Below are 24618 nucleotides of genomic sequence, written 5' to 3' on the forward strand. Positions count from 1 at the left end.
TTCAGTGCCGCGGGAACGCCGGTGCCGTCGGAGCCGGTCCCAGTGTCGTCGTGCCAGGGGTCGACCGATGGCCCAGCCCCGTGCGGTACGCGTCCAGGGCGGCCTCGGTGCGGCCGCCGCGGCGCAGAAGGTCGCCGAGCAGACGGCACAGATCGGCAAGGTCGCCGCTCGCGCCGCTGCGCTCCAGCAGTCCGAGCGCCATGACGTAGTGCTCCTCGGCGGTCTCGCTGTCCCCCCGCTCCTCGGCGATCAGCCCGAGCAGCCTGTGCGCACCCCCCGCGTGCACCGCGCCGTGCCGGTCGCCCAGCTCGAGAAATGCAGAGAGCAGATCCGACGCCTCGCCGTGCCGTCCGAGCCGCCGGAGGACATCGGCCAGCTCCACCTCCACCTGCGCGGTGAACAGCGCCGCGCGCCTGGCGTTCAGCATGTCCCGGGCGAGGCGCAACTCCTTTTCAGCTTCCTCCAGTTCACCCTTCTGCGCCTGCACGTAGCCGCGCATCCAGTGGCAGTGCGCGAGATCGGTGCGCAGGCTGAGCTGCTGGTAGATCGCCTGCGCCTTGGCCAGGGAGGCGTCGGCGTCGGCCGTGCGCCCCTCGGCGAGGAAGGTGCGAGCCACCTGCCGGTGCATGCCCGCCACCAGCGCCGGATCGTCGACCTGCGGAGCCAGCGCCAGGGCGAGCTCGGCGGCGTGCGCGGCACGGGCGTGTGCACCCATGTCGATGTACGGGCCGATCACGGCGGCGTACAGGATGACCAGCGCCTCGGGGTCCGCCAGGCCGCTCGCACCGAGCTCGTCGATGGTGGATTCGAGGAGGTAGCAGGCGTAGCGCAGCTCCCCGGCCAGGAGGTGTGCGACGGCACGGCCTCGGATCGCGCGGGCGCGGCGGGGCAGCGGTTCCTCGGCGAGCAGTCGCTCGGCGGCCTGGAAGTGGTGGCCCGCGTCGCCCAGTTCACCGGTCTCCAGGGCACAGTCGCCGAGCCCGAGCAGCGCCTCGGCCTGCTCGGGAACGAGTCCGAGGTGCTCCGCGTCCGTGAGGAGCCGGCGGTAGCGCACGGCGGCCTCGTCCGCCGTCCCGCCGGCCAGCTGCTGGTGGGCGTCGGTGAGAGCGAGCCGCAGCTCGGTGGCGAGGTGCGCGGGCCGGCCGGTGGCCAGTTCCTCGTACGACGTACCGAGCCGCTCCGCGAGGAAGCGGAGCGCGGTCTCCGAGGGCCTGACCTTGCCCGACTCCAGCGTCGAGACGTATGCGGGGGTGTACGAAGGCTCGGCCAACTGTCTTTGTGTCAACCCGCGTTGAGTGCGCAGCCGCTGTACTCGGTGGCCGATCGTGGCCGGATCGTCCATGGGGACCCCCTGGTTCGTGAACTGCCCAGTATCCAGACGCGGCAGGCATTGCGCACCCCTCGACTTCCCCCTAGGTTAAGCGACTTGTTCAGCAGATTTACTGACGCGCTTAACTCGCCTGACAAGGGGCTGATTTCATGCGTTCAGCACGACGCGGAGCCATGACGGCCGGAGTGGCCGTCGCCCTCGCGGCCGTACTCGCCGCCGCACCCGGCAGCGCCGCCGCGGACCCGACGACACCCCCCACCACCGGAGTCGAGGTCGAGATACCCGGGCCGGAGCACGGGACGCTCGCCGGATCCGGCCACACGCACGTGCCGCCGGAGGGCCGGAACCAGCCGGCCTCGCGCCTAACGGCGACCGAGGCGGTCGCCGACGGCGAGGTGGCGAAGATGGTCGACAACGGCCCCACCGCCGACCGGCTGGACATCGTCGTCGTCGGAGACGGCTACACCGTCGCCGAACTGCCCCGCTTCCACGCCGACGCCCAGCAGAAATGGGCCGAGCTGACGGCCGTCGAGCCGTACACCACCTACCGCAACCTCTTCAACGTCTGGACCGTCGACGCCGTCTCGAACCAGTCCGGCGTCTCCGGCGACCCCGCCCCCGACACCCTCCGCGACACGGCTCTCGGCTCGTACTTCTGGTGCGACGGCATCGAGCGGCTGCTCTGCGTCGACCAGGACAAAGTCGACGGGTACGTGGCGAAGGCCCCCGAGGCCGATCTGGTGCTCGTCCTCGCCAACAGCACCAAGTACGGCGGTGCGGGCTACAACGAGCCCAGCGAGACGCTGGGCTACGAGGGCATATCCACGGCCTCGGCGGGCAACGAGAAGTCCGGCCAGGTCGCGATCCACGAGACCGGCCACTCCCTGGGCAAGCTCGCCGACGAGTACTTCTACCCCGACTACCCCGGCTACGAGCGGTACGTGGGCCCTGAGCCCGCCGACTCCAACATCACCACGCGCACCGCCGACGAGCTGGCCGACCGGGGTGCGAAGTGGCACCGCTGGCTCGGTGAGCAGTCTCCCGACGGCGGCACCGTCGGCGCGTACGAGGGCGGCGGCTACTACGTCACCGGGCTGCGGCGCCCCACCGAGAACTCCCTGATGCGCACCCTCGGCAAGCCCTTCAATCTGCCCGGAGTGGAGGCGATGATCGCCGGCTTCTACCGCGAGGCGCGCATCGCCTCCGCCGTCACGGCCACCGATCGCACCCTCCGCAGGGGCGACACCGCCAAGGCCCTCGTACCGCGGCTCGCGGGGGCGGACGGACGTCAGCTCACGGTCCGCTGGTACCTGGACGGGCGGGAGATGAAGTCCCTCGCGGGCCGCACCGACGTGCGCGTGTCCGAACTGGCCCTGCGGCTGCTCGACCTCCGGACTCACACGCTGACGCTCACCGCCGAGGACCGGACACCTTCGGTGCGGGACGACGCCATCGCCCGGACGATGAGGCCCACGGTCAGCTGGACGGTCCGGTTCTGACGGTTCCGGCCGGCCTGCGTCACGGTGCGTGGCCGGCCCGAGGACGCCGTCGGGGAAGGTGACTCCACGCCTCGCCACCACCTCTGGTCCCGTCGCCGGGTCTCCGACCATGGAGTTCCACGGCCGGAGACCCGGCAGGCAAAAACCTAGACATCCAAAGTTTTGGGACTTACGGTGGCTTCATGGACGGTTTCGAGCCGTCGACCGCGCCCCTCCCCACAGGCGCAAGGAGTCCCCCACATGCCCGTCCCCGCCTCCCCCGCAGCCGTGCGGACCAGCGCACCCGGCATCTCCCCGAACGCCCTCCCCCACCAGCCCGGCCGGGGCCTCGACGGCACCCGGCGGGCCGTGTCCGTCATGGCCGCGACCACCGAGGCGGTCCCTTCACTCCGGCGCTTCGCCCGGGACACGGCCCGCCGATGGAACCTGGGCGACCAGACCGACGAGGCCCTGGCCGTCGTCGTCACCGAACTCGTCGCCAATGTGGTCCGGCACAGCGGCAGCCCGGACGTCGCCGTGCTCCTCACGGCCACCGACCGGACGGTCACGGTCCAGGTCCACGACAGCGGCCGGTGGCGCACCCGGCGCACCCGCCTCCCCGGCGACGGCGTCGGCGCGTGCTGCGGCCGCGGCATCGACCTGGTCCGTGCCTACACCACGGACTGCGCGGTCGTCCCCACGGCACGCGGCACACGCGTGGCCGTGACGCTCCCTTCGGGCGCCGACGTCTCCGGCGCCGACTACTCCTCCGGCTGAGGTGCGGGGCCCGGCCCCGCACCACCGTCGTCGCGCAGGGCGTCGAGCAACACGTCGCGCAACCGCCCGATGTCGCCCGCCATGTCGATGGACGGCTCCAGCAGCCACTGGAGCTGGATGCCGTCCGTCGCGGCGAGCAGGATCCGGGCGGCCCAGTCCGCGTCCGACGCGGACTGGGGGCCGGCGTCCTCCGTCCCCGCGGGCGGACCGGCGAGCAGCAGGGCCGCGATCTGCCGCCGTAGCCCCCGGTAGCGCTCGGTGAAGAACGTGTGCCCGGGATGGTCCGGGTCCGCGGCCGCGGCCGCGATGTCCAGGAACAGTTTGACCAGGCCGGGCGTGGCGGCGTTCTCGGCGAGCAGCTCGGTCCGCCACAGCACGGTCTCCGGGGTGTACGCCGCGGAGGCGGCGGTGTCGCGCGCTTCGACGACTGCGGTGAGCAACGCCTCACGGCTGCCGAAGTGGTGCAGCACCCCCGCGTCGGTCATCCCCACCCGCTGGGCGATGTCCCGCACCGAGACCCCTCGGCTGCCGGCTTCGGCGTAGGCCGCGAGGGCGGCGTCGAGGATCTCCCGTCGCCTGGCGGCGGTCTTGGTGTATGGCCCCCGGGACCCGCGTGTACTCACGCGGGCACTCTAGCCACGGAAGCCCCGCGGCAGGCCGAGTCGGCCCGCGCACCCCGGTGAGCCCCGATCTGCGCGGCGGAGCACAGCTGCGAGCCGACCCGTTGCGGTGGCACCCAAGGCCCGAGCGGCGGACGGACCGCAGCGACTCGCGGATCCCGTCGTCAACGGTGCCCCCGATCAGCGCGCGGAGAACGAGTGCACCGTCGTCGAGCGGTAGGTCTGTCCCGGGCGGAGCACCGTCGACGGGAACGACGGCTGGTTGGGCGAGTCGGGGAAGTGCTGGGTCTCCAGGCAGAAGCCGTCTCCCTGGCGGTAGACCTTCCCGGAGGACCCCGCCAGCGTGGCGTCGAGGAAGTTGCCGCTGTAGAACTGCATGCCCGGCTCGGTGGTCGCGATCTCCATCACGCGGCCGTGGACGGGCTCCGTAACGGTCGCGACGGGGTGCGGGGTGGCGGTGAGCCCCTTGTCGAGCACGAAGTTGTGGTCGTAGCCGCGGCCGAAGACGACCTGCGGGTGCGCCTCGCGGATGTCCCGGCCGATGGGCTTGCCACTGCGGAAGTCGAAGGGGGTGTGCGCGACCCCGGCGAGTGCGCCGGTCGGGATGAGCGTGGAGTCCACCGGGGTGTAGCGGGACGCGGCGATCCTCAGGGTGTGGTCGAGGACGCTGCCGCTGCCCTCCCCCGCGAGGTTGAAGTACGTGTGGTTGGTGAGGTTCACGACGGTGGCCCTGTCCGTCGTGGCCTTGTAGTCGATGCGGAAGTCGCCGCGGGGCGTGAGGACGTAGTCCACCCGGATGCGGAGGGTGCCGGGGTAGCCCATCTCGCCGTCCGCGCTGACGTAGCGCAGGGTGAGGCCGTTGTCCCGTCCCCGCGCGTACGGCTCGACGTCCCACACCCGCTTGTCGAAGCCCTTGTCCCCGCCGTGCAGGCTGTTCGTCGTCGTTGACGGGGAGCCGGTACGTACGGCCGTCGAGGGTGAAGGCCCCGCCCGCGATGCGGTTGCCGTAGCGGCCGATGATCGCGCCGAAGTAGGGGCTGCCCGCCACGTAGTCCTCGAGGTTGTCGAAGCCCAGCGACACGTTGGCGTACCGCCCGCGCCGGTCGGGGATCTCAAGGGCCTGGACGATGCCGCCGTACGAGAGCACGCGCAGCCGGGTGCCTCCCGCGGCCACCGTCCAGCGGTGGACGGGTGTGCCGTCGGGCAGGGTTCCGAACAGCTCCTTCAGCGGCCCCCCGCCCAGCCTTTCCGCGCCGCCCGCGGCGAATGACGGGGCCGCCCCCGCCGCCACTGCCGCCACTCCGGCAGCGCCCGCCGCCATCGCCGTCCGCCTGTTGATGGTCATGTCGATGGGACTCCTTGACGTAGAGCGTTCGATATTTCGACACGCGTTCGAAATCGTGGCGCGACCGTAAGGTCCCCGCGAGGAACGTGTCAACGGTCCGCGCGTCGTGTATTTGCCGGGTCAACTCATGGGGAATGCGCGGGAGATGGTGCCGCCCTCTGACGCGCGCCGACGCGTTTCGCATGGCCGGGGACTCGCATCGTCGAACCGGGAGAGCTGGAACTGAGGTTCAGCGCGTCCAGCACGGATCCGCGGCTGACGGCCCGGGTGGACCTGACCGGCCCGGTGCGGCAGGTGGACCACGGTCGGCGCCTGCATGCCGACTTCGGGGTCCTCCCTCAGGCCTGCGGCTGACCCGCCGGCCCCGCCGCCCGGGGCGGCGGGGCGGAGGTGCTTCAGCGATCCGCTCCGCAGCCGGCGACCTCGGGACGGCAGCCGGCCGGAGTTCCCGTGCGCCGGTGAACCCGCTCGACGCTCCGGACGGCTCCACGGGCCGCGCCCGGGGATCGAACCCGCCTCCGCGCCCGGGGATCGAACCCGCCTCCGCGCCCGGGGATCGAACCCGCCTCCGCGCCCGGGGTCTTCGTCGCCCGTCAGGGGGTGCGGCGAGCCGGCGGGTGCGGCGTTGCGGGGAGCCCCGGCGGCGGCTCGGGCCAGACGAGCAGTACGGGGCAGGGGGCGTGGTCGAGGACGAAGCGTGCGGCGGGGCCGAGGCTGTGCGGACCGAGATGGGTGCGGTCGCCGTCACGGGCCAGGATCAACAGGTCGCACCCCTCGGCCGCGGCGACGACCTCGCGCTCGACGCGCCCGGTGCGCTCGGTACGGACGCAGGGGCGGCCCATGCGGTCGGCGGCGTCCTGGAGCAGTTGCCCCCCGGAGGCGGCGGCGAGGTGTTCCACGCGCGTGCCGGGGTCCCTCCCCCAGCCTTCGGCCGGGCGGTCCCCCGAAGGGTGGCCGCGGCCGAGCAGGCCGGCGAAGGCGCCGTGTGCCGCGCCGGGTACGTCGGCGGGGGTGACGTGCAGCAGGACCACGTCGGCGTCCGCCGGGGTGTGGGCGCGGGCGGCGTCCACGCAGGCGCGCCAGGTGCCCTCGACGATCCAGACGACCACGGCCATGGGGTCAGCCTCCTCCGATGACGGTCAGCGAGAGCCACAGTGCCAGGACTGCGGCGAGGAGGCTCGCCGGTACCGCGTACACGCCGAGGCGGGTGAACTCCTTCAGCTCCACCTCACCGTCGTGTGCGTGGACGATGCGCCGCCACAGCAGGGTGGCCAGCGACCCGGCGTAGGTGAGGTTGGGGCCGATGTTGACCCCGAGCAGGACGGCGAGAACGGCTCCGGGTCCCGACGGGGCGGTCAGCGGCAGCAGCACCAGGACGGCGGGCAGGTTGTTGATGACGTTCGCGAGGACGGCGGCCAGAGCGGCGAGGGCGAGCAGCGCCGGCAGGCCGGTGCCCTCGGGGATCAAGTGCCCCAACGCGTCGTCGAGACCGTTGTCCACCACCGCCAGGACGACGATCCCGAGGGCCAGTACGAAGGCGAGGAAGGGTACGGAGGCAGCGCGGACCAGCGCCCGGGGAGTGGTGCGGCGCCGGATCAGGGCCCGGACGGCGAGGGCCAGCGCGCCTGCCAGGGCGGCCCACGCCGGGTCGATGCCGACCACGGAGGTCAGCACGAAGCCGGCGAGGGTGCATCCCACGGTCACGAGGGCGAACAGCGGCAGCTGCGGGGGCTCGGCCTCCGAGGGGGCCTGCGCTCCGGCGTCCAGGTCGGTGGCGAAGAAGCGCCGGAAGACCAGGTACTCGACGCCGATCGCCGCCGCCCACGGCAGGGCCATCAGTGCGGCGAACCGGGTGAAGCTCAGCCCGCTGGCCGCGAAGGCCAACAGGTTGGTGAGGTTGGAGACGGGCAGCAGCAGGGAGGCCGTGTTCGACAGGTGGGTGCAGGCGTAGACGTGGGGTTTCGGACGTGCGCCGATACGGGCGGCGGTCGCGAACACCACCGGGGTGAGCAGCACCACCGTGGCGTCCAGGCTCAGCACGGCCGTGATCGCCGACGCGGCCAGGAACACCTGGGCCAGCAGACGGCGTGGCCGGCCCGCTGCCGTACGCGCCATCCACGCCCCGCACGACTGGAACAGGCCCTCGTCGTCGCAGAGGTGAGCCAGCACCAGTACGGCCGCCAGGAAGCCGATCACCGGTCCGAGCCGTTCCGCCTCGGCCAGCGCGTCGTCGAAGGAGATGGCCCCCGTGGCGACCACCAGTGCCGCGGCCGGGACGGCCACGACCGCCTCCGGCCACCCGAAGGGGCGGACGACCGCACAGGCGAGCACGAGGACGAGCAGGGCTGCGGACAGGGTCTCCGCGAGCTGGGGGTTCAGGGTCGGTCCTTCCGTAGCGGCGGTCGGGCCGCCCGCACCATCCCGCCGAACGCTACCGCCCCGGACCCGGCCGCCCGCGAATTGGCCAGGGCAGCCGACTTCGCGTCACTGCTGTGGGGCCCGTTGACGGTGGTACAGGTCGTCACTAGTCTCCGCTCCAGATCCCCGACCTGCCGACCGGTGTTCGGCATGTCGCCTTTGGGAGCGCTCCCACTCCCCGTCGGAACCGGAGAAGGAGCACGTCGACCAGGGCGTGGACGCCGGCGGCGGGGCGACCACGTCCGACCGCTGTGGCGGACGGGCCTGCTCACCCGGCCCCGTTCCCCGTTGGTCCACCACGACGACACAGGAGCCGCTCATGCCACGCACCAGTCCGGCGTTACGCCGTCCGACACGCCTCTCCACCGCCCTGCTCGCAGGGACCCTCCTCCTCGGCGGTCTCATGGCCGCACCGGCTGCCGTGGGCGCCACCGTCCCCGCGGCGGCGACCACGGCCGTACGGGTCAACCAGGTCGGATATCTGCCGGACGGCCCCAAGCGCGCCACCGTCGTCACCACGGCGACGGGCGCACTCTCCTGGCAGCTGCGGAACGCGACCGGCACGGTGGTCGCCGCGGGCTCGACCGTCCCCTACGGCGCCGACGCCCCCTCCGGGCAGTCCCTCCACGTGGCCGACTTCTCCTCGTACCGGAGCGCGGGCACGGGATACGTCCTGGCGGTGGAGGGCGGCAGCAGCGTCCCCTTCGACATCCGCGCGGACCTCTACGACACCCTGCGCTCCGACTCGATGGCGTTCTTCCACCACCAGCGCAGCGGCATCCCCGTCGAAGCCTCCCTGGTGGGCTCCGCCTACGCTCGCCCGGCCGGACACCTCGGCGTCGCGCCCAACAAGGGCGACACCGCCGTCCCGTGCCAGGCCACCGTGTGCGACGGCGTCCGGGACGTCAGGGGCGGCTGGTACGACGCGGGTGACCACGGCAAGTACGTGGTGAACGGCGGCATCTCCACCTGGCTGGTGGTCAACTCCTTCGAGCGGGCGAAGCGAGCGGGAAGGGACGCTCCGCTGGGCGACTCCACCCTGCGCGTACCCGAGCGCGGCAACGGCGTGCCGGACGTCCTGGACGAGGCCCGCTGGGAGCTGGACTTCCTGATGCGGATGCAGGTGCCCGAGGGCGAGCGGTACGCGGGCATGGCGTTCCACAAGATCCATGACGCTGCCTGGACCGGCATGCCGATGCGCCCCGAACAGGACGCCCAGCCACGCGAGCTGCACCGCCCGTCCACGGCGGCGACCCTCAACCTCGCGGCGGCGGCCGCACAGTGCGCCCGCGTCTTCCGGCCGTACGACTCCGCGTACGCCGACCGATGCCTGTCGGCCGCCCGCCGTGCCTGGGCCGCGGCGCAGGCGAACCCGGCACTGTACGCGCCGGATTCGGACAGTACGGGCGGAGGCGCGTACGGGGACGCGCAGGTCACCGACGAGTTCTACTGGGCGGCCGCCGAGCTGTACGCGACGACCGGCGAGAGCGCCTACCGGGAGGCGGTCACCTCCTCGTCCTGGCACACCTCCGCCACGGCCTTCACCCCCTACGGCTTCGGCTGGGCGGACACGGCCGCGCTCGGCCGGCTCGTCCTGGCCACGGTCCCCAACGGGTTGCCGGCCACCGACGTCGCCCGGGTCCGCTCCTCGGTGACGGCGGCCGCCGACGGCCATCTCGCCAGGATGACCGCCCAGGGGTACGCGGTTCCCGTCCCGTCGGACGGGTATTTCTGGGGCTCCAACGGCGAGGTCGCCAACGACGCGGTCGTCATGGCCGTCGCCGCGGAGCTGACCGGCGACGGGCGCTACCGGATCGGCGCGCTGGAGGCGATGGACTACCTGCTCGGCCGCAACGCCCTCGGGCAGTCCTACGTGACCGGCTACGGCGAGACGTCCTCGCAGAACCAGCACCACCGTTTCTGGGCACACCAGCTGGACCCCTCGCTCCCCCATCCGCCGGCCGGTTCGCTCGCGGGCGGCCCCAACAGCGCGCTCCAGGACCCCGTGGCCGAGGAGAAGCTGGCCGGCTGCGCCCCCGCGGCCTGCTACGTCGACGACATCGGCTCGTACTCGACCAACGAGGTGGCGGTCAACTGGAACGCCCCGCTGGCCTGGCTCGCCGCCTACGCCGCCGAGCGGACATCCGGCGGCGGCGAACCGCCCACTGCCGCCTGCGCGGTGACGTACACGGTGAACGACGTCTGGAGCAACGGCTTCACCGCGACCCTCACCGTCAAGAACACGGGGCCGACGCCCGTGGACGGATGGCAGCTGACCTGGTCCTACCCGGGTGGCCAGCGCGTCACCGGCGCCTGGAACGCCACCGTCACCCAGAGCGGCACCGCCCTCAGCGCCCGCAACGCCGACTGGAACAGGGTGATCGCGCCCGGTGCGACCGCGAGCTTCGGGGTCCAGGGAACGCACGGCGGGACCAACCCCTCCCCGACGGCCTTCGCGCTCGACGGGACCGCTTGCGTCTGATCAACGGCCGGCCGGGCCCGGGCGGACGGTTCGCCCGGGCCCGACCGGCGCCGCCCACCGCCGGACGCCGGCCGCCGAAGCCCCCTACGACGAGGGCGGCTTCCCGGGTGCACCCTCCCTCCCGCTGCTCACTGAGGGGTGCCCTCCGGCCCGTCCAGGTGATCTCCGCGTCCTCTCGCAGTTTCGAACGACCTGCTGACATCGGGTGGCCCCTGTCAGTAGCCTGTGTTCGCCATACCGATCGACTGTTGATATCTCGAACACACGGAAAGGGGCAGTCATGGGACGCCTCGTACCGGCCGTGGCGCGGGCCCTGGACATCCTGGAGCTGTTCCTCGACGGGGACGGAACGCTCTCGGCCCCCGATATCGTGCGTCGGCTCCAGCTGCCGCGCACCACGGTCCACGAGCTGGTGACCACGCTGGCCGCCCGCTCGTACCTGATGCCGGTGCCGGAGCAGCCCGGGCGCTACCGGCTCGGCGTGCGGCCGTACCAACTCGGCAGCCGGTACGCCGAGCAGCTCGACCTCGCCGCCGAGGGCGGGCAGGTGGCCCGCGCCGTCGCCGAGACCTGCGACGAGACCGTGCACGTCGCCATCCTGGAGGACACGGACGTCATCTACATCGCCAAGGTGGATTCCACGCACGCCGTGCGCATGGTCTCCGCCGCCGGCCGCCGTCTCCCCGCGCACTGCACCTCCGTCGGGAAGATGCTGCTCGCCTCGCTGCCCGAGAAGGAGTTGGCGGACCGTGTCCCCGACGGGGCCGAGCTGGTCGCGATGACCCCGAACAGCGTCACCGACCCGGCCGCGCTGCGCGCGGCGCTGGCCGAGGTGCGGCGGCGCGGCATCGCCCTGGAGAGCCGCGAGTCCAATCCGGACGTCAGCTGTGTGGCCGCCCCCGTGCGGGACCGCTCCGGCCGGGTGGTCGCCGCCCTGTCGATCTCCGTGCCGATGATCCGCTGGAGCGAGGCGCGCCGCGCCGAGCTGGAGGAACTGGCCCTCAAGGGCGCCGCGGAGCTCTCCGAGCGGCTGGGCCACCGGAGCCCCGCGTGATCGAGGTGGCGGTACGGGAGCACGCGGAGCTCGGCGAGGGGCCCACCTGGGATCCCGCCTCCGGGCGGCTGGTCTGGGTCGACATCCTGGGCTCGCGGGTGCACACGTACGACCCTGCCTCCGGTCTCCGCACCGTCCTCGCCACCGAGCAGCACGTGGGCGCGGCCAAGCCGCGCGCGAAGGGCGGTCTCGTCGTCAACCTCCGCGACGGCGTGGGGGTCTACGACGCTCACGGGGCGTTCGGGTGGCTGCACCGCGCGCCGGTGCCCGGCCGCCGGGGCAACGACGCCGCCGTCGCCCCCGACGGGGCCTTGTGGGTGGGCACCATGCGCTACGACGAGGCATCCGGTGGCGGCTCGCTCTCCCGGGTGGCGCCGGACGGCACGGTGCGCGCCGTCCTCGGCGACGTCGCCGTCAGCAACGGCACCGGCTGGAGTCCCGACGGGCGACGGATGTACCACATCGACTCGCCCACCCGCCGCGTCGACGTCTTCGACGTCGATCCCGAGACCCAGGACCCGGTGAACCGCCGCCCGTTGGCCGTGATCGAGGACGGGGCGGGATTCCCCGACGGGCTCGCCGTCGACGCCGACGGCTGTGTGTGGGTGGCGCTGTGGGACGGCGGCGCGGTGCGCCGCTACACGCCTTCCGGGGCTCTCGACCGGATCCTGCCGCTGCCCGTGCGCCGGCCCACGGCCTGCGCGTTCGGCGGGACGGGCCTCACCGACCTGTACGTGACGACGGCGCGGACCGGCCTGGACCGCCCGCACCCGCTGTCCGGCTCCCTGCTCGTGGTGCCCGGCGCGGGACGGGGTCTGCCCCAACCCCCCTTCGGGGGCTGAAAACAGGACGAGGGGCGGCCCTCCCGCGGGCCGCCCCTCGCCGTCCGGGCCCCGCTACGCGCCGACCCGCCGCTTGTTCCACACGTCGAAACCGACCGCTGCCAGCAGCACCAGACCCTTGATGACCTGCTGCCAGTCGGTACCGATGCCGACGAGGTTCATGCCGTTGTTCAGCACACCGAGCACCAGGCCGCCGATGATGGCGCCGAGCACCGTGCCGACGCCGCCGCTCATCGAGGCGCCCCCGATGAACGAGGCGGCGATGGCCTCCAGTTCGAAGTTCAGCCCGGCCTTGGGTGAGGCCGCGTTGAAGCGGGCCGCGAAGACCAGTCCCGCGAGCGCCGCCAGCATGCCCATGTTGAGGAAGACCAGGAAGGTGACCTTCCGGTCCCGTACACCGGACAGCTTCGCCGCGGGCAGGTTGCCACCGATGGCGTACACGTGGCGGCCGATGACCGCGTTGCGCATCAGGTAGCCGAAGCCGACCAGCAGCACAGCCAGGATCAACAGCACCACGGGCGCGCCCTTGTAGCTGGCGAGCAGCAGCGTGAAGATCAGGACCGAGGCGGTCAGCGCGGCGAGTTTCACCGCGAAGAGACCGGCCGGCAGCACGTCGAGCGCGTACGCGCTCTGCCGGCGCCGGTCGCGCACCTCCTGGCGGATCACCACGGCGATCAGTACGACCCCCAGCACCAGGGTCAGATTGTGGTAGTTCGTGGTGGGGCCGACCTCAGGCAGGAAGCCGTTGGCCAGCTTCTGCAGGCTGTCGGGGAACGGACCGAGGGTCTGTCCCTTGAGGAAGACCTCGGTCAGGCCCCGGAAGACCAGCATCCCGGCGAGCGTGACGATGAACGACGGCATCCCTGCGTAGGCGATGAGCAGCCCCTGGGCGGCGCCCGCGACGGCGCCGATCGCCAGGCAGAGCAGTGCCGCGACCGGCCATGGCAGGTGGTGCTGCACCATCAGCACGGCCGCCACACCGCCGACGAACGCGGTGATCGAGCCGACCGACAGGTCGATGTGCCCGGCCACGATGACGATCATCATGCCGATCGCGAGGATCAGGATGTAGCTGTTCTGCAGCACCAGGTTGGACACGTTGCGCGGCAGCAGCAGGTCGCCGCCGGTCCACACCGCGAACAGCGCCACGATGACACCGAGGGCGATCAGCATGCCGTACTGGCGCATGTTGCGGCGCATGCCGTCCAGCAGGGGCCGGGCGGTGCCCCCGGCCGGGCGGGACGCCGGCTTCTCGACCGTGACGTCAGCGCTCATCGTCGTTCTCCCTCGTGTCTTCCTTGGTCATGTGGCGCATCAGCACGTCCTGCGTCGCCTCCGAGCGGTGCACCTCGCCGGTGAGCCGGCCCGCGGCCATGGTGTAGATCCGGTCGCACATGCCGAGCAGTTCGGGCAGTTCGGAGGAGATGACGATCACCGCCTTGCCCTCGGCCGCCAGCCGGTCGATCACGGTGTAGATCTCGTACTTGGCGCCGACGTCGATCCCGCGGGTCGGCTCGTCCAGGATCAGCACGTCCGGACCGGCGAAGATCCACTTGCTGAGGACGACCTTCTGCTGGTTGCCGCCGGACAGCCGGCCCACCGGTTCGAAGACGGTGGGCGCCTTGATGTTCATGGAGGTACGGAACTCCTCGGCGACCCGCCGCTCCTCGTGCGCGTCGACCACGCCCCGTCTGGCGACCCTGCCGAGGGCGCCGAGCGAGATGTTCCGCCCTATGGTGTCGAGGAGGTTCAGCCCGTAGTGCTTGCGGTCCTCGGTGACGTACGCGATGCCGTGAGCGACCGCCTCCGGGACGCTGCGGGTGCGGATGGCCACGCCGTCCTTGAGGACCGTGCCGCCCGCGAACCGCCCGTACGAGCGGCCGAAGACGCTCATCGCGAGCTCGGTGCGGCCCGCGCCCATGAGACCCGCGATGCCGACGATCTCGCCGCGCCGGACCGACAGCGAGACCCCGTCGACGACCCTGCGCTGCCGGTCGATCGGGTGGAGCACGGTCCAGTCGCGGATCTCCAGGGCCGGGGCGGTACCGGGCTCGCCCGCGAACGGAGTGCGGTCCGGGAAGCGGTGGTCGAGGTCCCGCCCGATCATGCCGCTGATGATCCGGTCCTCGCTGGTGGCCGGGTCCGTGACGTCGAGGGTCTCGATGCTCCGGCCGTCGCGCAGGATCGTCACCGTGTCGGCGACCCGCCGGATCTCGCCCAGCTTGTGCGAGATGATGATCGAGGTGATGCCTTGCTGCTTCAACTCCAGTATCAAGCTGAGGAGTTGTGCGCTGTCCTCGTCGTTGAGCGCGGCGGTCGGCTCGTCCAGGACGAGCAGCTTCACCTCCTTCGACAGCGCCTTGGCGATCTCCACGAGCTGCTGCTTGCCGACGCCGATGTCGGCGACCCGGGTCTGCGGGTGCTCGTCGAGGCCGACCCGGCGCATCAGCCGGGCCGCCTCCTTCAGTGTCTCGTTCCAGCTGACGATTCCCCGCGCCGCCCGTTCGTTGCCGAGAAAGATGTTCTCGGCGATGGAGAGGTACGGCACCAGCGCCAGCTCCTGGTGGATGATCACGATGCCGAGGCGTTCGCTCGCCCGGATGTCCCGGAAGCGGCAGGCAGCCCCCTCGAAGAGGATCTCTCCCTCGTAACTGCCGTGCGGGTGGACGCCGGAGAGGACCTTCATCAGGGTCGACTTGCCGGCGCCGTTCTCGCCGCAGAGGGCGTGGACCTCGCCCCGGCGGACCGTCAGCGTGACGTCCGACAGCGCCCGGACTCCGGGGAAGGCCTTGCCGATCGAACGCATCTCCAGGACGGGTCCCGTCATGGTCGCCTCCTCCCGCTACTTCAGGTCCGCGGCGGTGTAGTAGCCGCCGCCGACCAACACCTGCTCGTAGTTGGTCTTGTCGACGCTCACCGGCTGGAGGAGGTAGGCGGGTACGACCTTGCTGCCGTTGTCGTAGGTCTTGTCGTCGTTGACCTCGGGCTTCTTGTCGTGCAGCACCGCGTCCACCATGTTCGCGGCGACCTTCGCGAGCTCCCGGGTGTCCTTGTAGACGGTCTGCGTCTGCTCGCCCGCGACGATCGACTTCACCGAGGCGAGCTCGGCGTCCTGGCCGGTCACCACGGGCAGCGGCTTGGCCTTCGAGCCGTAGTCGTCGGACTTGAGCGCGGACAGGATGCCGATGGAGATGCCGTCGTACGGCGAGAGCACCGCGTCGACCCGCTCGGTCTTGTACGCGGAGGTGAGGATGTCGTCCATCCGCTTCTGCGCGGTGCCGCCGTCCCAGCGCAGGGTGGTGACCTGGTTCAGCGCCGTCTGGCCGGAACCGACCACCAGCTGCTTCTTCTCGATGTACGGGTTCAGCACGCCCATCGCGCCGTTGAAGAAGTACTTGGTGTTGTTGTCGTCGTTGGAGCCGGCGAACAGCTCGATGCGGAACGGGCCCTTCTCCGAGCCGTCCTTCAGGCCGAGCTTCTCGACGATGTACGTGGCCTGGAGCTCGCCGACCTTCGTGTTGTCGAAGGAGGCGTAGTAGTCGACGTTCTTCGAGCCGAGGATCAGCCGGTCGTAGGCGATGACGGGGATGTGCGCGTCGGCGGCCTGCTGGAGCACGTTGTTCAGGGACTTGTTGTCGATCGCGGCGACGACGAGGGCCTTCACGCCCTGCGTGATCAGGTTCTCGATCTGGGCGACCTGCTGGTCCGGGTCGTCCTCGCCGAAGACCAGCTTGGTCTTGTACCCCTTCGCCTCGAGGTTCTTGACGACGTTCTTGCCGTCGGCGATCCACCGCTCGGAGGACTGGGTCGGCATCGCGATGCCGATGGTGGCACCCTCGGTGCCACCCGAGGCGTCCTTGCCTCCGCCCTCGGCGTTCTGCCCGCAGGCGGCGAGCGCGAGGGAGGCGGTCACGGCCAGGGCGCCGGTCACGACAGCTCTGCGGTTACGCATGGTCATCAGTCCTCGTTCTTCTCGTCGTTGAGGTCGAAGCGATTCAGGAGCCCCGGCAGCCGGGAGCCGAGCGGCGCCATCGCGCCGTCCGCGCCGTGCCGGGAGAGCAGGTCCAGGGCGAGGCGGCCGCGCCGCACCCGCTCCCGGGCGGTGTCCAGGGCGAGGGTCCGCAGATGGGTGCCGTACGGATAGATCCCGGGCGCCTTCGAGAGGCCGAACTTCAGGTAGATCGGTGCGCCGCGCCGGATCAGCTCGGCGACCTCGTACATCCGCACGTAGCCGCCGAGGTCGTCGGGAGCCTCGATGTACATGTCCATGGGAGCGGCGGAAACCCGTCGGATGTCGGTGACATGGTCGAGCGTCAGGTCGCTGGGCACGTTGATCGAGTCGGCGCCCAGCCGCTCGTACACCGCGTACGAGGCGGGGTTGACCGGGCCGATCAGCGCGGACACCTTGAGCGTGATGTCGGCCGGGATGACGCCCCGCGTCCGGGCCCGGTGCAGTGTCCACAGCACGCCCTCGTCGGCCACGAGCAGGCACTTCACGCCCAGCTCCGCGGCGCGTACGGCATCTTCGACGCACCCGGCGACGGCGTCGTGCCCGCGCGCCCGCAGCCCGGCCCCCCGCGAGTCGGTGCGCACGGAGCCGCCGATGTCCCAGGTGCCGCGCGGGCCGGTGAACAGGCAGAGCTCGATGGCGCGTTCGTCGGTCGCGGCGACCATCTCGCCGATCTCGGCGTCGGTCAGCATCCACACACCGCTGCCCTGGCTGATCCGGTGCACCGGCACGTCGAGCCGGTCGGCCTCCTCCAGGACCACGGCCAGCGCCTCGGGGCTCTCGCAGGAGGGGATCTCGGTGCGCCAGCGGCCCCCGCCGGGGAAGGTGTGCGGCGAGGCGTCGGCGGGGTCCGGGGCGGGCGCCCCCAGGCCGAGGGCGGCCAGCGCCTGCTCGGCGGGCCGACGGGCGGTCGCGGCGGAAGTGTCGGTCACAGGCTGTCCTTCGCGTTCGAGATTTCGGACATGGTTCGGATCGGTGGGTGCAGGCCGGCCCTCGCCGGCACGTGCCGGGCCGAGGCCCCGTCCGGGCGCCGGGGCGCCGAGGCCTACGGCCGCAGCAGCACCTTGCCGACCTTCGGGTCGCCGGCCCCCACGAGAGCCATGGCCTGCCCGAACGCGGACAGCGGCAGCTCGTGCGTGACCAGCGGCAGCGGGTCGAGCAGCCCGGCCGCGAACAGGCGCGTCGCATGCGCCCAGGCGGCCGGCGGGGCACCGAAGACGGTGTGCACCGTCAGCTGCCGGACGACCAGGCCGGTGGGATCGAGCCCCTCGGCGCCGGGGGCCGGGATGCCGGTCAGGACCAGGCGGCCGCCGCGCCGCAGCAGGCCGGCGGCCGTGCGGGCGGCGTCGGCGGAGCCACCCGCCTCGATCACCACGTCGAAGTCGTCCGGGAGGCCTTGGTCGCGGACACGGAAGTCCGTGGCGCCGAGCCTCCGGGCGAGCTGCTCCCGCTCGGCGTCCGCGCCGACGACGAGCAGCCGTGCCGGGGAGGCCACCGCGAGGAACCGCACCGCGAGCAGCCCGAGGGCTCCGGTGCCCACCACCGCGACCCGCTCTCCGGGCCGGGCGCCCGCACGGAGCGCCGCCGCCGCCACGCAGGCCGCGGGCTCCAGAAGGGCAGCCGCGGTCAGGTCGGCGGCGTCGGGCAGGACGTGCAGCAGTCGGGCCGGGAGGGTGAGGGTGGGGGCCATGGCGCCGGGCCGGGTGAAGCCGGTCTCCTCGTACCCGGCGGTGCACAGGGTCGTCTCGCCCGCGTGGCAGCGGTCGCAGACCTGACAGTTGCGGAATCCCTCCCCCACCACCTTGCGCCCGGTCAGCGTCACGGGCACACCGTCGCCCACCCGCTCGACGGTCCCGGACCACTCGTGACCGGGGACCAGCGGATAGCGGACGTACCCCGGGGGCCGGCTGCCTCGGTAGACCTCGCGGTCACTGCCGCAGACACCGACCGCGTGCACGGCCACCAGCGCCTCGCCCGGGCCGGGCTCGCGCGGCACGTGCGGGACGAGCCGGAACACACCCGGCGCGTCGACGACGAGGGCCTCGCCGCTCACCGGGTCCCCTCTGGGCGTCGCCGCTCCCAGCCCTCGGACCACAGATCGAACCGCGCCTGCTGCTGCGGGAACTCGGCCGCCGCGTCCACATCGAGTGCGACACCGAGGCCGGGCGCCTCGGAGAGGTGGAAGCAGCCCGTGTCCGGGTCCACCTGAGGAGCGCCCTTGACCACCTTCTTGATCTCGGCGTCCGCGAAGTCGTTGAAGTGCTCCAGGACCTTGAAGTTCGGTGTGCTGAAGCCGACGTGGAGGGAGGCGGCGGTGAGCACCGGGCCGCCCACGTTGTGCGGGGCGACCATCATGTAGTGGGTCTCGGCGGTGGCGGCCAGCTTGCGGGTCTCCCAGATGCCGCCGATGTGGCCGACGTCCGGCTGGAGGATGTCGGCGGCCTGGTTCTCGAACAGTTCGCGGAACTCGATCCGGTCGTGGATCCGCTCGCCGGTGGCGACCGGCATGTCCACCTTGTCGGCCACCTTCTTCAGCGCCTTGAGGTTCTCCGGCGGCACCGGCTCCTCCAGCCAAGCCGGCCGGAACGGCGCGAGTTCGTGGGCCAGGCGCACCGCGGTGGAGGGGGAGAAGCGGCCGTGCATCTCCAGCATCAGTTCGGTGTCGGGTCCGATGGCGTCGCGCACCGCCTCGACGAGGGACACGGCGTACCGGGTCCGCTCGTGGTCGAGCTCGTAGTGACCGTTGCCGAAGGGGTCGATCTTGAGGGCTCGGTAGCCGCGCTCGACCACGCCCCGGGCGGCCTTGTGGTAGGCCTCCGGCGTGCGTTCGGTCGTGTACCACCCGTTCGCGTAGGCCTTCACACGATCGGTGACCTTCCCGCCGAGCAGCTGCCAGACGGGGACGCCGAGCGCCTTGCCCTTGATGTCCCAGCAGGCCATCTCCACGACCGCGATGCCGGACATCACGATCTCCCCGGCCCGGCCGAAGTCCCCGTACTTCATGCGTCGTACGAGATCCTCGACGGCGAACGGGTCCGATCCGCGGACGTGGTTGACCTCGGCCTCGCGGAGATAGCCGAGGAGCGCGTCGGTGTGACCGAGCATCCGGGTCTCCCCGACCCCGCTGATCCCCTCGTCGGTGTGGACCTGAACATAGGTCAGGTTCCGCCACGGCGTTCCGACGACGTGCGTGCTGATTCCCGTGATCCGCACAGCGGTTGACTCCCTGCTGTTCGAAATTTCGTCATGCGTTCGAAATTCTGGCGTGACAGTAAGGAGGTCGCACGGGGGGCGTCAAGGGGTCGGACCGGACCGGCGTACGGGCGAGCGACGGCGCACCGCCCCGGGGGCGCTCAGGTGCCGACGCCGGCACGGAGACGGGAAGGACCTCCGCCGTCGATGCGGGTGTGTCAGGAGTTGTCGCCCGCGCTCAGGAACTCGGCCCCGGTGCCGCGGACATGTGCAGGTCGGGTTCCTCCCCCACGGGTGCGGTGACGGGGACGGGCGTGCCCGGGCCGATCAGCCTCTCGGCGCGCAGCTCGTCCCACAGGGCCTCCGGGATCGGGCGCCGCAGCTGCTCCACGGCTGTCCCGCACCTCTTGCCAGGAGGACAGGTTCTGGTGGCGGCCGGTGTCCGGTTCGTCGGTCCGCCGCAGATGACTGCCCGGGACACTCGGCGTTCCGGGCAGGTCCAGCGTCACGGCCTGCGGGCCGACCCCATGCTCAGACCCTGCCTTCGTGTACGGTGCCCGCCCCGGAGCGGTCGTCGGCCGCGTCGTCGTAGTCGACCGTGCCTGAGGTCAGGTGACTCGCGAGCCCCAGGAGCAGGAAGAGCCAGACCAGTACCTGCGCGGCGGTGCTCAGGCGCAGCGGACGCGTCGCGGAGTACGCGGACGGCGCGGCCGTGTCGGGGGCGTCGCCCAGGAGTCCCTTGGGATACACCGGCGTCAGCATCGTCGCGTAGGCCGCCAGTCGCATCCGGTACCGGACGACGGCCGCCGTGGCACCGAAGACCGGCTCGGGGAGGCGGCCCAGGACGATGCCGATCAGCCAGAACACCCAGCCGATCGCGAACCAGCCGGTCTGCGCGAGGCTGTTGACGATCGCCGCCGGGATCATCAGGATCAGCCGGAACAGGACGGCGAGCCGGTTGAGCGGCGTGGCGCGCAGCTCGATGCGCACCGGGTAGTCGGGGGCGTCGAAGGAGAACGGCGGGTAGCGGTCGACGAGGAGGGCCGAGCTGGCCGAGACCCGGGTCTGGTAGGCGAGGACCGAGCCCAGGAAGGACGCGATCGGGTCGGGCAGGCGGCCCAGGACCAGGGCGCTGAACCAGGCCGCGATGGTGACGAAGAACGCGGCGATCGAGAGCACGGCGACGACGATGAACTGTGGCAGGAGCAGCAGCCAGCGCAGGAAGACCGTCCAGCGGCGCTGCTGCCCCGGCGGCGGCACGTCCAGAGCCGGCCGCCATTCGACCCCTTCGGCGTCGGCCGAGGGCCGGGGCTCCCAACCTGCTGTCATGACCGCCTCCGTCTCTCCCGCTTCCCGCGCTCTCGCAGGTCACGTCGATGCTGCCGCAGCCGGCCGACCGGCGCACCGCCACGGGGGCCACCGGGACTACACGGGGCCGCCCGACCTCTCCCAGGTGGCGTACGCGCTCCGTGGCGCCCTGCTGCGGAAGCTCGAGGCCCAGCCCATGGACCCGCTGCTCCGGGCGAACCACCCGCCCATCGGCCCCTGCGCCACCGATCCCCGAGCCCGCCCGCGGGTCCCCGCCGAGAGCGCGCAGGGGCCTGGGACCCTCCAAGGCCGGCCGAGGCCATGCCGCCGGGCGCGCCGCCGGTCATGCGAGGGAGCGGCGGGCGTCGTGATCAGGCCGTTCCGGGAGGGCTCCGCTCCGGAGGTGCCCGACCGGGGGCGGCGGCGATGCCGCCCCCGTCCGTCGAGTCGCCGGATCGGTGCATCGGCGTGGTGCCACTGGACGCGCTTCGTCTCCACCACCAGCCCCGCACCACCTCCGCACCGCCACCACAGACGCTGTCACCGGCCGGCCGCGACGAGCAGCGGGACGAGCGTGCGGCCCTGCAGGACCTGCCGATATGCCCCGCGCCGCTCGGCGTGCACGCTGCGGCGGGCCAGGCACAGCGTCCCGGCCGGCACCTGGCACGTCGGGCAGGGAACACCGAACGCGCCGTGCCGGTACAGACGCTGCGTCTCGTACGCGGCGTCCAGAACCGCGTCGGCGATCCGGTCTCCGACGGACGGCGCACGGCGCGGCGTGAGGGTCGTGCTCATGGCGGGGCGATCTCCTGGGTTTCGGCGGAGGACGGCGCCGTCCCGTCGTCCCGGGACTCCGCCCCGCCGCCGTTCGCCCGTCGACGCAAGCGGGAGTCCTGGATCACGACTCGACTGCGATGGGTCCCGTTCTACGGGAGGGGTCTGACATTGATACTCGGAGCGGGTTCCGGTGGTCGTGGCTCAGGGTCTGACAGTGGGGGTCCAGGGCACTGCGCCGCCCTCCGCGGACCCCCGCCGCACCCGCGCCCCGCATCGATCACCAGGTGATCCCCCGCACACACCGGCCGTCACGTGCACGTTCACGTGCTAGCGTCCGCCAGCGTGACATCCGCCCCCAACGCACCGGCCTCCCCCGCGGACGCATCCGGCTCCTGCCCGTACGACCACTCGGTCTCCGCGGCGCTCCCGGGGGCGGGTCGGCAGGACCCGCTCGGGCTGCTCGACCTGTTCGACCCGTTCGACGAGGGCTTCGTCAGCGACCCGTACGCGTGGCTGGACCGCCTGCGGCGCGACGCCCCGGTCCACCGTGACGGCGCGACGGGGTTGTGGCTGGTCAGCCGGTACGAGGACATCCGCACGGTCCTGCTCGACCCGGCCGCCTTCCGGCCGGACAACGCCCAGAACGCGGTCACGCCCCTGGGCGTTCCGGTGTTGCGGAAGCTCGCCCGGGCGGGCTTCCGGCTGCGCCCCGCACTCGCCAACAACGCGTCCGAGAGCCATGCGGGACTGCGACGCGTCGTCACGCGCTTCTTCAACGCCCCGCGGGTGGCGGCAGCGGTCCCGGTGATCGAGCGGATCGCCGACGAGCTGCTCGACGGGGTACGGGCGGAGCTGGCCGCCACGGGTGAGAGCGACCTCTTCACCGCGTTCGCGCACACGCTGCCCTGCCGGGTGATGATGGAACTCCTCGGCATCGAGGGTCTGGACGCGGCCACGCTGGTGCGCTGGAGCGACGCCTCGCTGGAGCTCTTCTGGGGTCGCCCCTCGGCGGACCGTCAGCTCGAACTGGCTTCGCTGGTCGGGGAGTTCCATCAGTGGCTCACCGAGCTCGTGAGCAGGAGGCCGGTGCCGGAGGACAGCTTCGTCGGCGCGCTCTCACGTCACCGCCTGCCCGACGGGGAGTTGCTCGATCCGCAGACCGCGGTCGGAGCGTGCTTCTTCGTCTTCATCGCCGGGCAGTCCACGACCGGGCAGCTCATCTCCACCGTCCTGCGCCGCGCGCTCGCCGAGCCCGGGGTGTGGCCGCGGCCCGCCGACGAGGAGGGCCTGGCCGAGGCGTGGGTCGAGGAAGTGCTGCGGCGCGAGCCCCCCGTCACCTCGTGGCGCCGGGTCACCGCGCGCCCTGTGCGGTTGGGCGGAGTCGAACTCCCCGCAGGTGCCGAGTTGTTGCTGATGCTCATGGGCAGCGGCTCCGACCCCGACGTCTTCGACGTCCCCGGGCAGATGCTTCCCGGCCGCGCGAACATCCGCCACCACCTCGCCTTCGGCCTGGGGCGCCATCGCTGCCCGGGCGCGGCCCTGGCGCGTACGGAGGCGGCTGTGGCCCTCCGTGCGGCCGCCCGCCGCCTGCCCGCCGTCCGGCTCGCACCTGCCGCCGCCCAGGCACCCACCCTCGGCCTGCTCTCCTTCCGCGCCCCGCTGCGGGTCCCGGTCGGCGAGCCGACCGCGCCGGCCTGAGGGCCGGCCGGCGCGGTCCTCGTGCGCCGCTCGCTCGGACTCGATCGCCGTCGGCGCGTCCGCCTCGGGCGGAGTCGGCCGCCCCCGGGGTGCCGGTGTGTGCCCGACCTCGGCACGCATGACCGCGTACGAGCGGGGAAGACGCCTGGGCAGGTCAACGGATGGCGGGAGGCCGCCATGGCTCGGTCTGTCGGTATCGATCTGGGGACGACGAATTCGGTGGTGTCCGTCCTGGAGGGCGGTGAGCCGACGGTCATCGTGAACGCGGAGGGTGCGCGGACGACACCGTCCGTGGTCGCCTTCGCCAAGGGCGGCGACGTGCTCGTGGGCGAGCTGGCCAAGCGGCAGGCGGTGACCAACGTGGACCGCACCGTGCGCTCGGTCAAGCGGCACATGGGCGAGTCGGCCTGGCGTTTCCCGGCGAGCGGCGACGTCGACGGCCGGCGCTTCACCGCGCAGGAGATCTCCGCGCGGGTGCTGCAGAAACTGAAGCGCGACGCGGAGACGTACCTGGGCGAGGACGTCACGGACGCGGTGGTCACCACTCCGGCCTATTTCGACGACGCGCAGCGCACCGCCACGAAGGAGGCGGGGGAGATCGCGGGCCTCAACGTCCTGCGCATCGTGAACGAGCCGACCGCGGCGGCGCTGGCGTACGGGCTGGACAAGCAGAACGACCAGACCGTCCTCGTCTTCGACCTGGGCGGCGGCACCTTCGACGTGTCGCTCCTGGAGATCGGCGACGGCGTGGTGGAGGTGAAGTCGACCAACGGTGATACGCATCTGGGCGGTGACGACTGGGACCAGAGGGTCGTGGACCACCTGGTCACACGCTTCGAGAACGCGTACGGCATCGACCTCTCGAAGGACAGGATGGCCGTGCAGCGTCTGCGCGAGGCGGCCGAGAAGGCGAAGATCGAGCTGTCCTCGGCCAGGGAGACCACGATCAACCTGCCCTACATCACGGCCTCCGCCGAGGGCCCGCTGCACCTGGACGAGAAGCTCACCCGAGCCGGGTTCGAGAAGTTGACGGACGACCTGTTGGAGCGCTGCAGGGCACCGTTCCACCAGGCGTTGGACGACGCGGGGATCGAGGTCGACGACGTCGACCACGTGATCCTGGTCGGTGGCTCCACCCGTATGCCCGCGGTGACCGAACTGGTCAGGTCACTCAGCGGGAAGGACCCGCACAGGGGTGTGAACCCGGACGAGGTCGTCGCCATCGGCGCCACGCTCCAGGCCGGTGTCCTCAAGGGTGAGGTCAAGGACGTCCTGCTCCTCGACGTGA

General features: G+C 72.1%; 20 protein-coding genes and 2 pseudogenes. 7 read left to right on the forward strand and 15 right to left on the reverse strand.

The genetic code is table 11. From position 1 onward, the window contains the following. Position 1: 1 nt before the first annotated feature. The gene (locus tag AB0M16_RS16215; RefSeq protein WP_365343180.1) at positions 2–1342 is read right to left on the reverse strand and encodes a helix-turn-helix transcriptional regulator; all 1341 of its coding nucleotides are present in this window, start codon (positions 1340–1342) and stop codon (positions 2–4) included. 161 nt (positions 1343–1503) lie between these two features. Here AB0M16_RS16215 and AB0M16_RS16220 point away from each other — a divergent pair, with 161 nt between their 5' ends. Next, positions 1504–2829 (forward strand): M64 family metallopeptidase, encoded by a 1326-nt coding sequence (locus AB0M16_RS16220; protein WP_365343234.1) that lies wholly within the window; start codon positions 1504–1506, stop codon positions 2827–2829. Positions 2830–3069: 240 nt separating this feature from the next. Continuing rightward, on the forward strand, positions 3070–3585 hold the full coding sequence (locus AB0M16_RS16225) for an ATP-binding protein (protein WP_365343182.1): 516 nt from the start codon (positions 3070–3072) through the stop codon (positions 3583–3585). On the opposite strand, the gene AB0M16_RS16230 is transcribed toward AB0M16_RS16225, so the two are convergent. The 4 genes and pseudogenes from AB0M16_RS16230 to AB0M16_RS16245 form a co-directional block, all read right to left on the reverse strand. Beyond that, on the reverse strand, positions 3570–4208 hold the full coding sequence (locus tag AB0M16_RS16230) for a TetR/AcrR family transcriptional regulator (protein WP_365343184.1): 639 nt from the start codon (positions 4206–4208) through the stop codon (positions 3570–3572). The genes AB0M16_RS16225 and AB0M16_RS16230 overlap by 16 nt on opposite strands. A gap of 177 nt (positions 4209–4385) precedes the next feature. Further along, positions 4386–5550 (reverse strand): annotated as a pseudogene (locus tag AB0M16_RS16235) (aldose epimerase family protein). A gap of 593 nt (positions 5551–6143) precedes the next feature. Continuing rightward, entirely contained in the window at positions 6144–6665 is a 522-nt protein-coding gene (locus AB0M16_RS16240; protein WP_365343186.1) for a universal stress protein, read from the reverse strand. A 4-nt stretch (positions 6666–6669) separates the two neighbouring features. Then, a complete protein-coding gene (locus AB0M16_RS16245; protein ID WP_365343236.1) occupies positions 6670–7929 on the reverse strand; it encodes an SLC13 family permease in 1260 nt (419 codons plus the stop codon). A gap of 358 nt (positions 7930–8287) precedes the next feature. Between AB0M16_RS16245 and AB0M16_RS16250 the strand changes: the two genes are divergently transcribed. From AB0M16_RS16250 to AB0M16_RS16260, 3 genes are all read left to right on the forward strand, one after another. Next, the gene (locus tag AB0M16_RS16250) at positions 8288–10450 is read left to right on the forward strand and encodes a glycoside hydrolase family 9 protein (RefSeq protein ID WP_365343188.1); all 2163 of its coding nucleotides are present in this window, start codon (positions 8288–8290) and stop codon (positions 10448–10450) included. Positions 10451–10730: 280 nt separating this feature from the next. Beyond that, positions 10731–11504: an IclR family transcriptional regulator gene (locus AB0M16_RS16255; RefSeq protein ID WP_365343190.1), complete on the forward strand. Its 774-nt coding sequence runs from the start codon at positions 10731–10733 to the stop codon at positions 11502–11504. Next, positions 11501–12346: an SMP-30/gluconolactonase/LRE family protein gene (locus AB0M16_RS16260; protein ID WP_365343192.1), complete on the forward strand. Its 846-nt coding sequence runs from the start codon at positions 11501–11503 to the stop codon at positions 12344–12346. The genes AB0M16_RS16255 and AB0M16_RS16260 overlap by 4 nt, the downstream gene beginning before the upstream one ends. A 54-nt stretch (positions 12347–12400) precedes the next feature. Here the strand turns inward: AB0M16_RS16260 and mmsB are convergent, their stop codons facing one another. The 10 genes and pseudogenes from mmsB to AB0M16_RS16310 all read right to left on the reverse strand — a co-directional run bounded on the left by mmsB (position 12401) and on the right by AB0M16_RS16310 (position 21650). Next, complete coding sequence (gene mmsB / locus AB0M16_RS16265) at positions 12401–13621, reverse strand: multiple monosaccharide ABC transporter permease (RefSeq protein WP_365343194.1); 1221 nt, start codon at positions 13619–13621, stop codon at positions 12401–12403. Continuing rightward, on the reverse strand, positions 13611–15173 hold the full coding sequence (mmsA, locus tag AB0M16_RS16270) for a multiple monosaccharide ABC transporter ATP-binding protein (RefSeq protein WP_365343195.1): 1563 nt from the start codon (positions 15171–15173) through the stop codon (positions 13611–13613). Before mmsA ends, mmsB begins: the two co-directional genes overlap by 11 nt. Before the next feature lie 15 nt (positions 15174–15188). Continuing rightward, positions 15189–16298 carry a multiple monosaccharide ABC transporter substrate-binding protein gene (gene chvE / locus AB0M16_RS16275; protein ID WP_365343197.1) on the reverse strand — a complete coding sequence of 370 codons (1110 nt, stop codon included), beginning with the start codon at positions 16296–16298 and terminating at the stop codon, positions 15189–15191. A gap of 5 nt (positions 16299–16303) precedes the next feature. Continuing rightward, positions 16304–17287, reverse strand: a complete 984-nt coding sequence (locus tag AB0M16_RS16280) for a hypothetical protein (protein ID WP_365343199.1) — start codon at positions 17285–17287, stop codon at positions 16304–16306. 113 nt (positions 17288–17400) lie between these two features. Next, the gene (locus AB0M16_RS16285) at positions 17401–18408 is read right to left on the reverse strand and encodes an alcohol dehydrogenase catalytic domain-containing protein (protein ID WP_365343201.1); all 1008 of its coding nucleotides are present in this window, start codon (positions 18406–18408) and stop codon (positions 17401–17403) included. Then, positions 18405–19568, reverse strand: coding sequence for a mandelate racemase/muconate lactonizing enzyme family protein (locus tag AB0M16_RS16290; RefSeq protein WP_365343203.1), 1164 nt, complete (start codon positions 19566–19568; stop codon positions 18405–18407). The genes AB0M16_RS16285 and AB0M16_RS16290 overlap by 4 nt, the downstream gene beginning before the upstream one ends. 217 nt (positions 19569–19785) lie before the next feature. Continuing rightward, the gene (locus AB0M16_RS16295; protein ID WP_365343238.1) at positions 19786–19938 is read right to left on the reverse strand and encodes a hypothetical protein; all 153 of its coding nucleotides are present in this window, start codon (positions 19936–19938) and stop codon (positions 19786–19788) included. Positions 19939–19966: 28 nt separating this feature from the next. Continuing rightward, positions 19967–20056: pseudogene (locus tag AB0M16_RS16300) on the reverse strand (phytanoyl-CoA dioxygenase); the annotation flags it as partial. A 22-nt stretch (positions 20057–20078) separates the two neighbouring features. Next, entirely contained in the window at positions 20079–20876 is a 798-nt protein-coding gene (locus AB0M16_RS16305; protein ID WP_365343205.1) for a DUF4389 domain-containing protein, read from the reverse strand. Between the two features lie 519 nt (positions 20877–21395). Continuing rightward, a complete protein-coding gene (locus AB0M16_RS16310) occupies positions 21396–21650 on the reverse strand; it encodes a hypothetical protein (protein WP_365343207.1) in 255 nt (84 codons plus the stop codon). Between the two features lie 324 nt (positions 21651–21974). On the opposite strand from AB0M16_RS16310, the gene AB0M16_RS16315 reads away from it, so the two are divergent. Together AB0M16_RS16315 and AB0M16_RS16320 are read left to right on the forward strand one after the other, a co-directional pair. Further along, complete coding sequence (locus tag AB0M16_RS16315) at positions 21975–23330, forward strand: cytochrome P450 (protein ID WP_365343209.1); 1356 nt, start codon at positions 21975–21977, stop codon at positions 23328–23330. Between the two features lie 177 nt (positions 23331–23507). After that, positions 23508–24618: Hsp70 family protein (locus AB0M16_RS16320; RefSeq protein ID WP_365343212.1), on the forward strand; the 1111-nt coding region annotated here is incomplete at its 3' end.

Origin of the sequence: Streptomyces sp. NPDC051921, assembly GCF_040680975.1 — a bacterium.
Lineage (GTDB): Bacteria > Actinomycetota > Actinomycetes > Streptomycetales > Streptomycetaceae > Streptomyces.

What these genes read in the sequence shown, in the direction of transcription:
- mmsA (WP_365343195.1), bottom strand. Translation starts at nt 15,173, where the DNA reads ATGACGGGACCCGTCCTGGAGATGCGTTCGATCGGCAAGGCCTTCCCC.
- AB0M16_RS16220 (WP_365343234.1), top strand. Translation starts at nt 1,504, where the DNA reads ATGACGGCCGGAGTGGCCGTCGCCCTCGCGGCCGTACTCGCCGCCGCA.
- AB0M16_RS16225 (WP_365343182.1), top strand. Translation starts at nt 3,070, where the DNA reads ATGCCCGTCCCCGCCTCCCCCGCAGCCGTGCGGACCAGCGCACCCGGC.
- AB0M16_RS16250 (WP_365343188.1), top strand. Translation starts at nt 8,288, where the DNA reads ATGCCACGCACCAGTCCGGCGTTACGCCGTCCGACACGCCTCTCCACC.
- AB0M16_RS16305 (WP_365343205.1), bottom strand. Translation starts at nt 20,876, where the DNA reads ATGACAGCAGGTTGGGAGCCCCGGCCCTCGGCCGACGCCGAAGGGGTC.
- chvE (WP_365343197.1), bottom strand. Translation starts at nt 16,298, where the DNA reads ATGCGTAACCGCAGAGCTGTCGTGACCGGCGCCCTGGCCGTGACCGCC.
- AB0M16_RS16255 (WP_365343190.1), top strand. Translation starts at nt 10,731, where the DNA reads ATGGGACGCCTCGTACCGGCCGTGGCGCGGGCCCTGGACATCCTGGAG.
- AB0M16_RS16310 (WP_365343207.1), bottom strand. Translation starts at nt 21,650, where the DNA reads ATGAGCACGACCCTCACGCCGCGCCGTGCGCCGTCCGTCGGAGACCGG.
- AB0M16_RS16215 (WP_365343180.1), bottom strand. Translation starts at nt 1,342, where the DNA reads ATGGACGATCCGGCCACGATCGGCCACCGAGTACAGCGGCTGCGCACT.
- AB0M16_RS16240 (WP_365343186.1), bottom strand. Translation starts at nt 6,665, where the DNA reads ATGGCCGTGGTCGTCTGGATCGTCGAGGGCACCTGGCGCGCCTGCGTG.
- mmsB (WP_365343194.1), bottom strand. Translation starts at nt 13,621, where the DNA reads ATGAGCGCTGACGTCACGGTCGAGAAGCCGGCGTCCCGCCCGGCCGGG.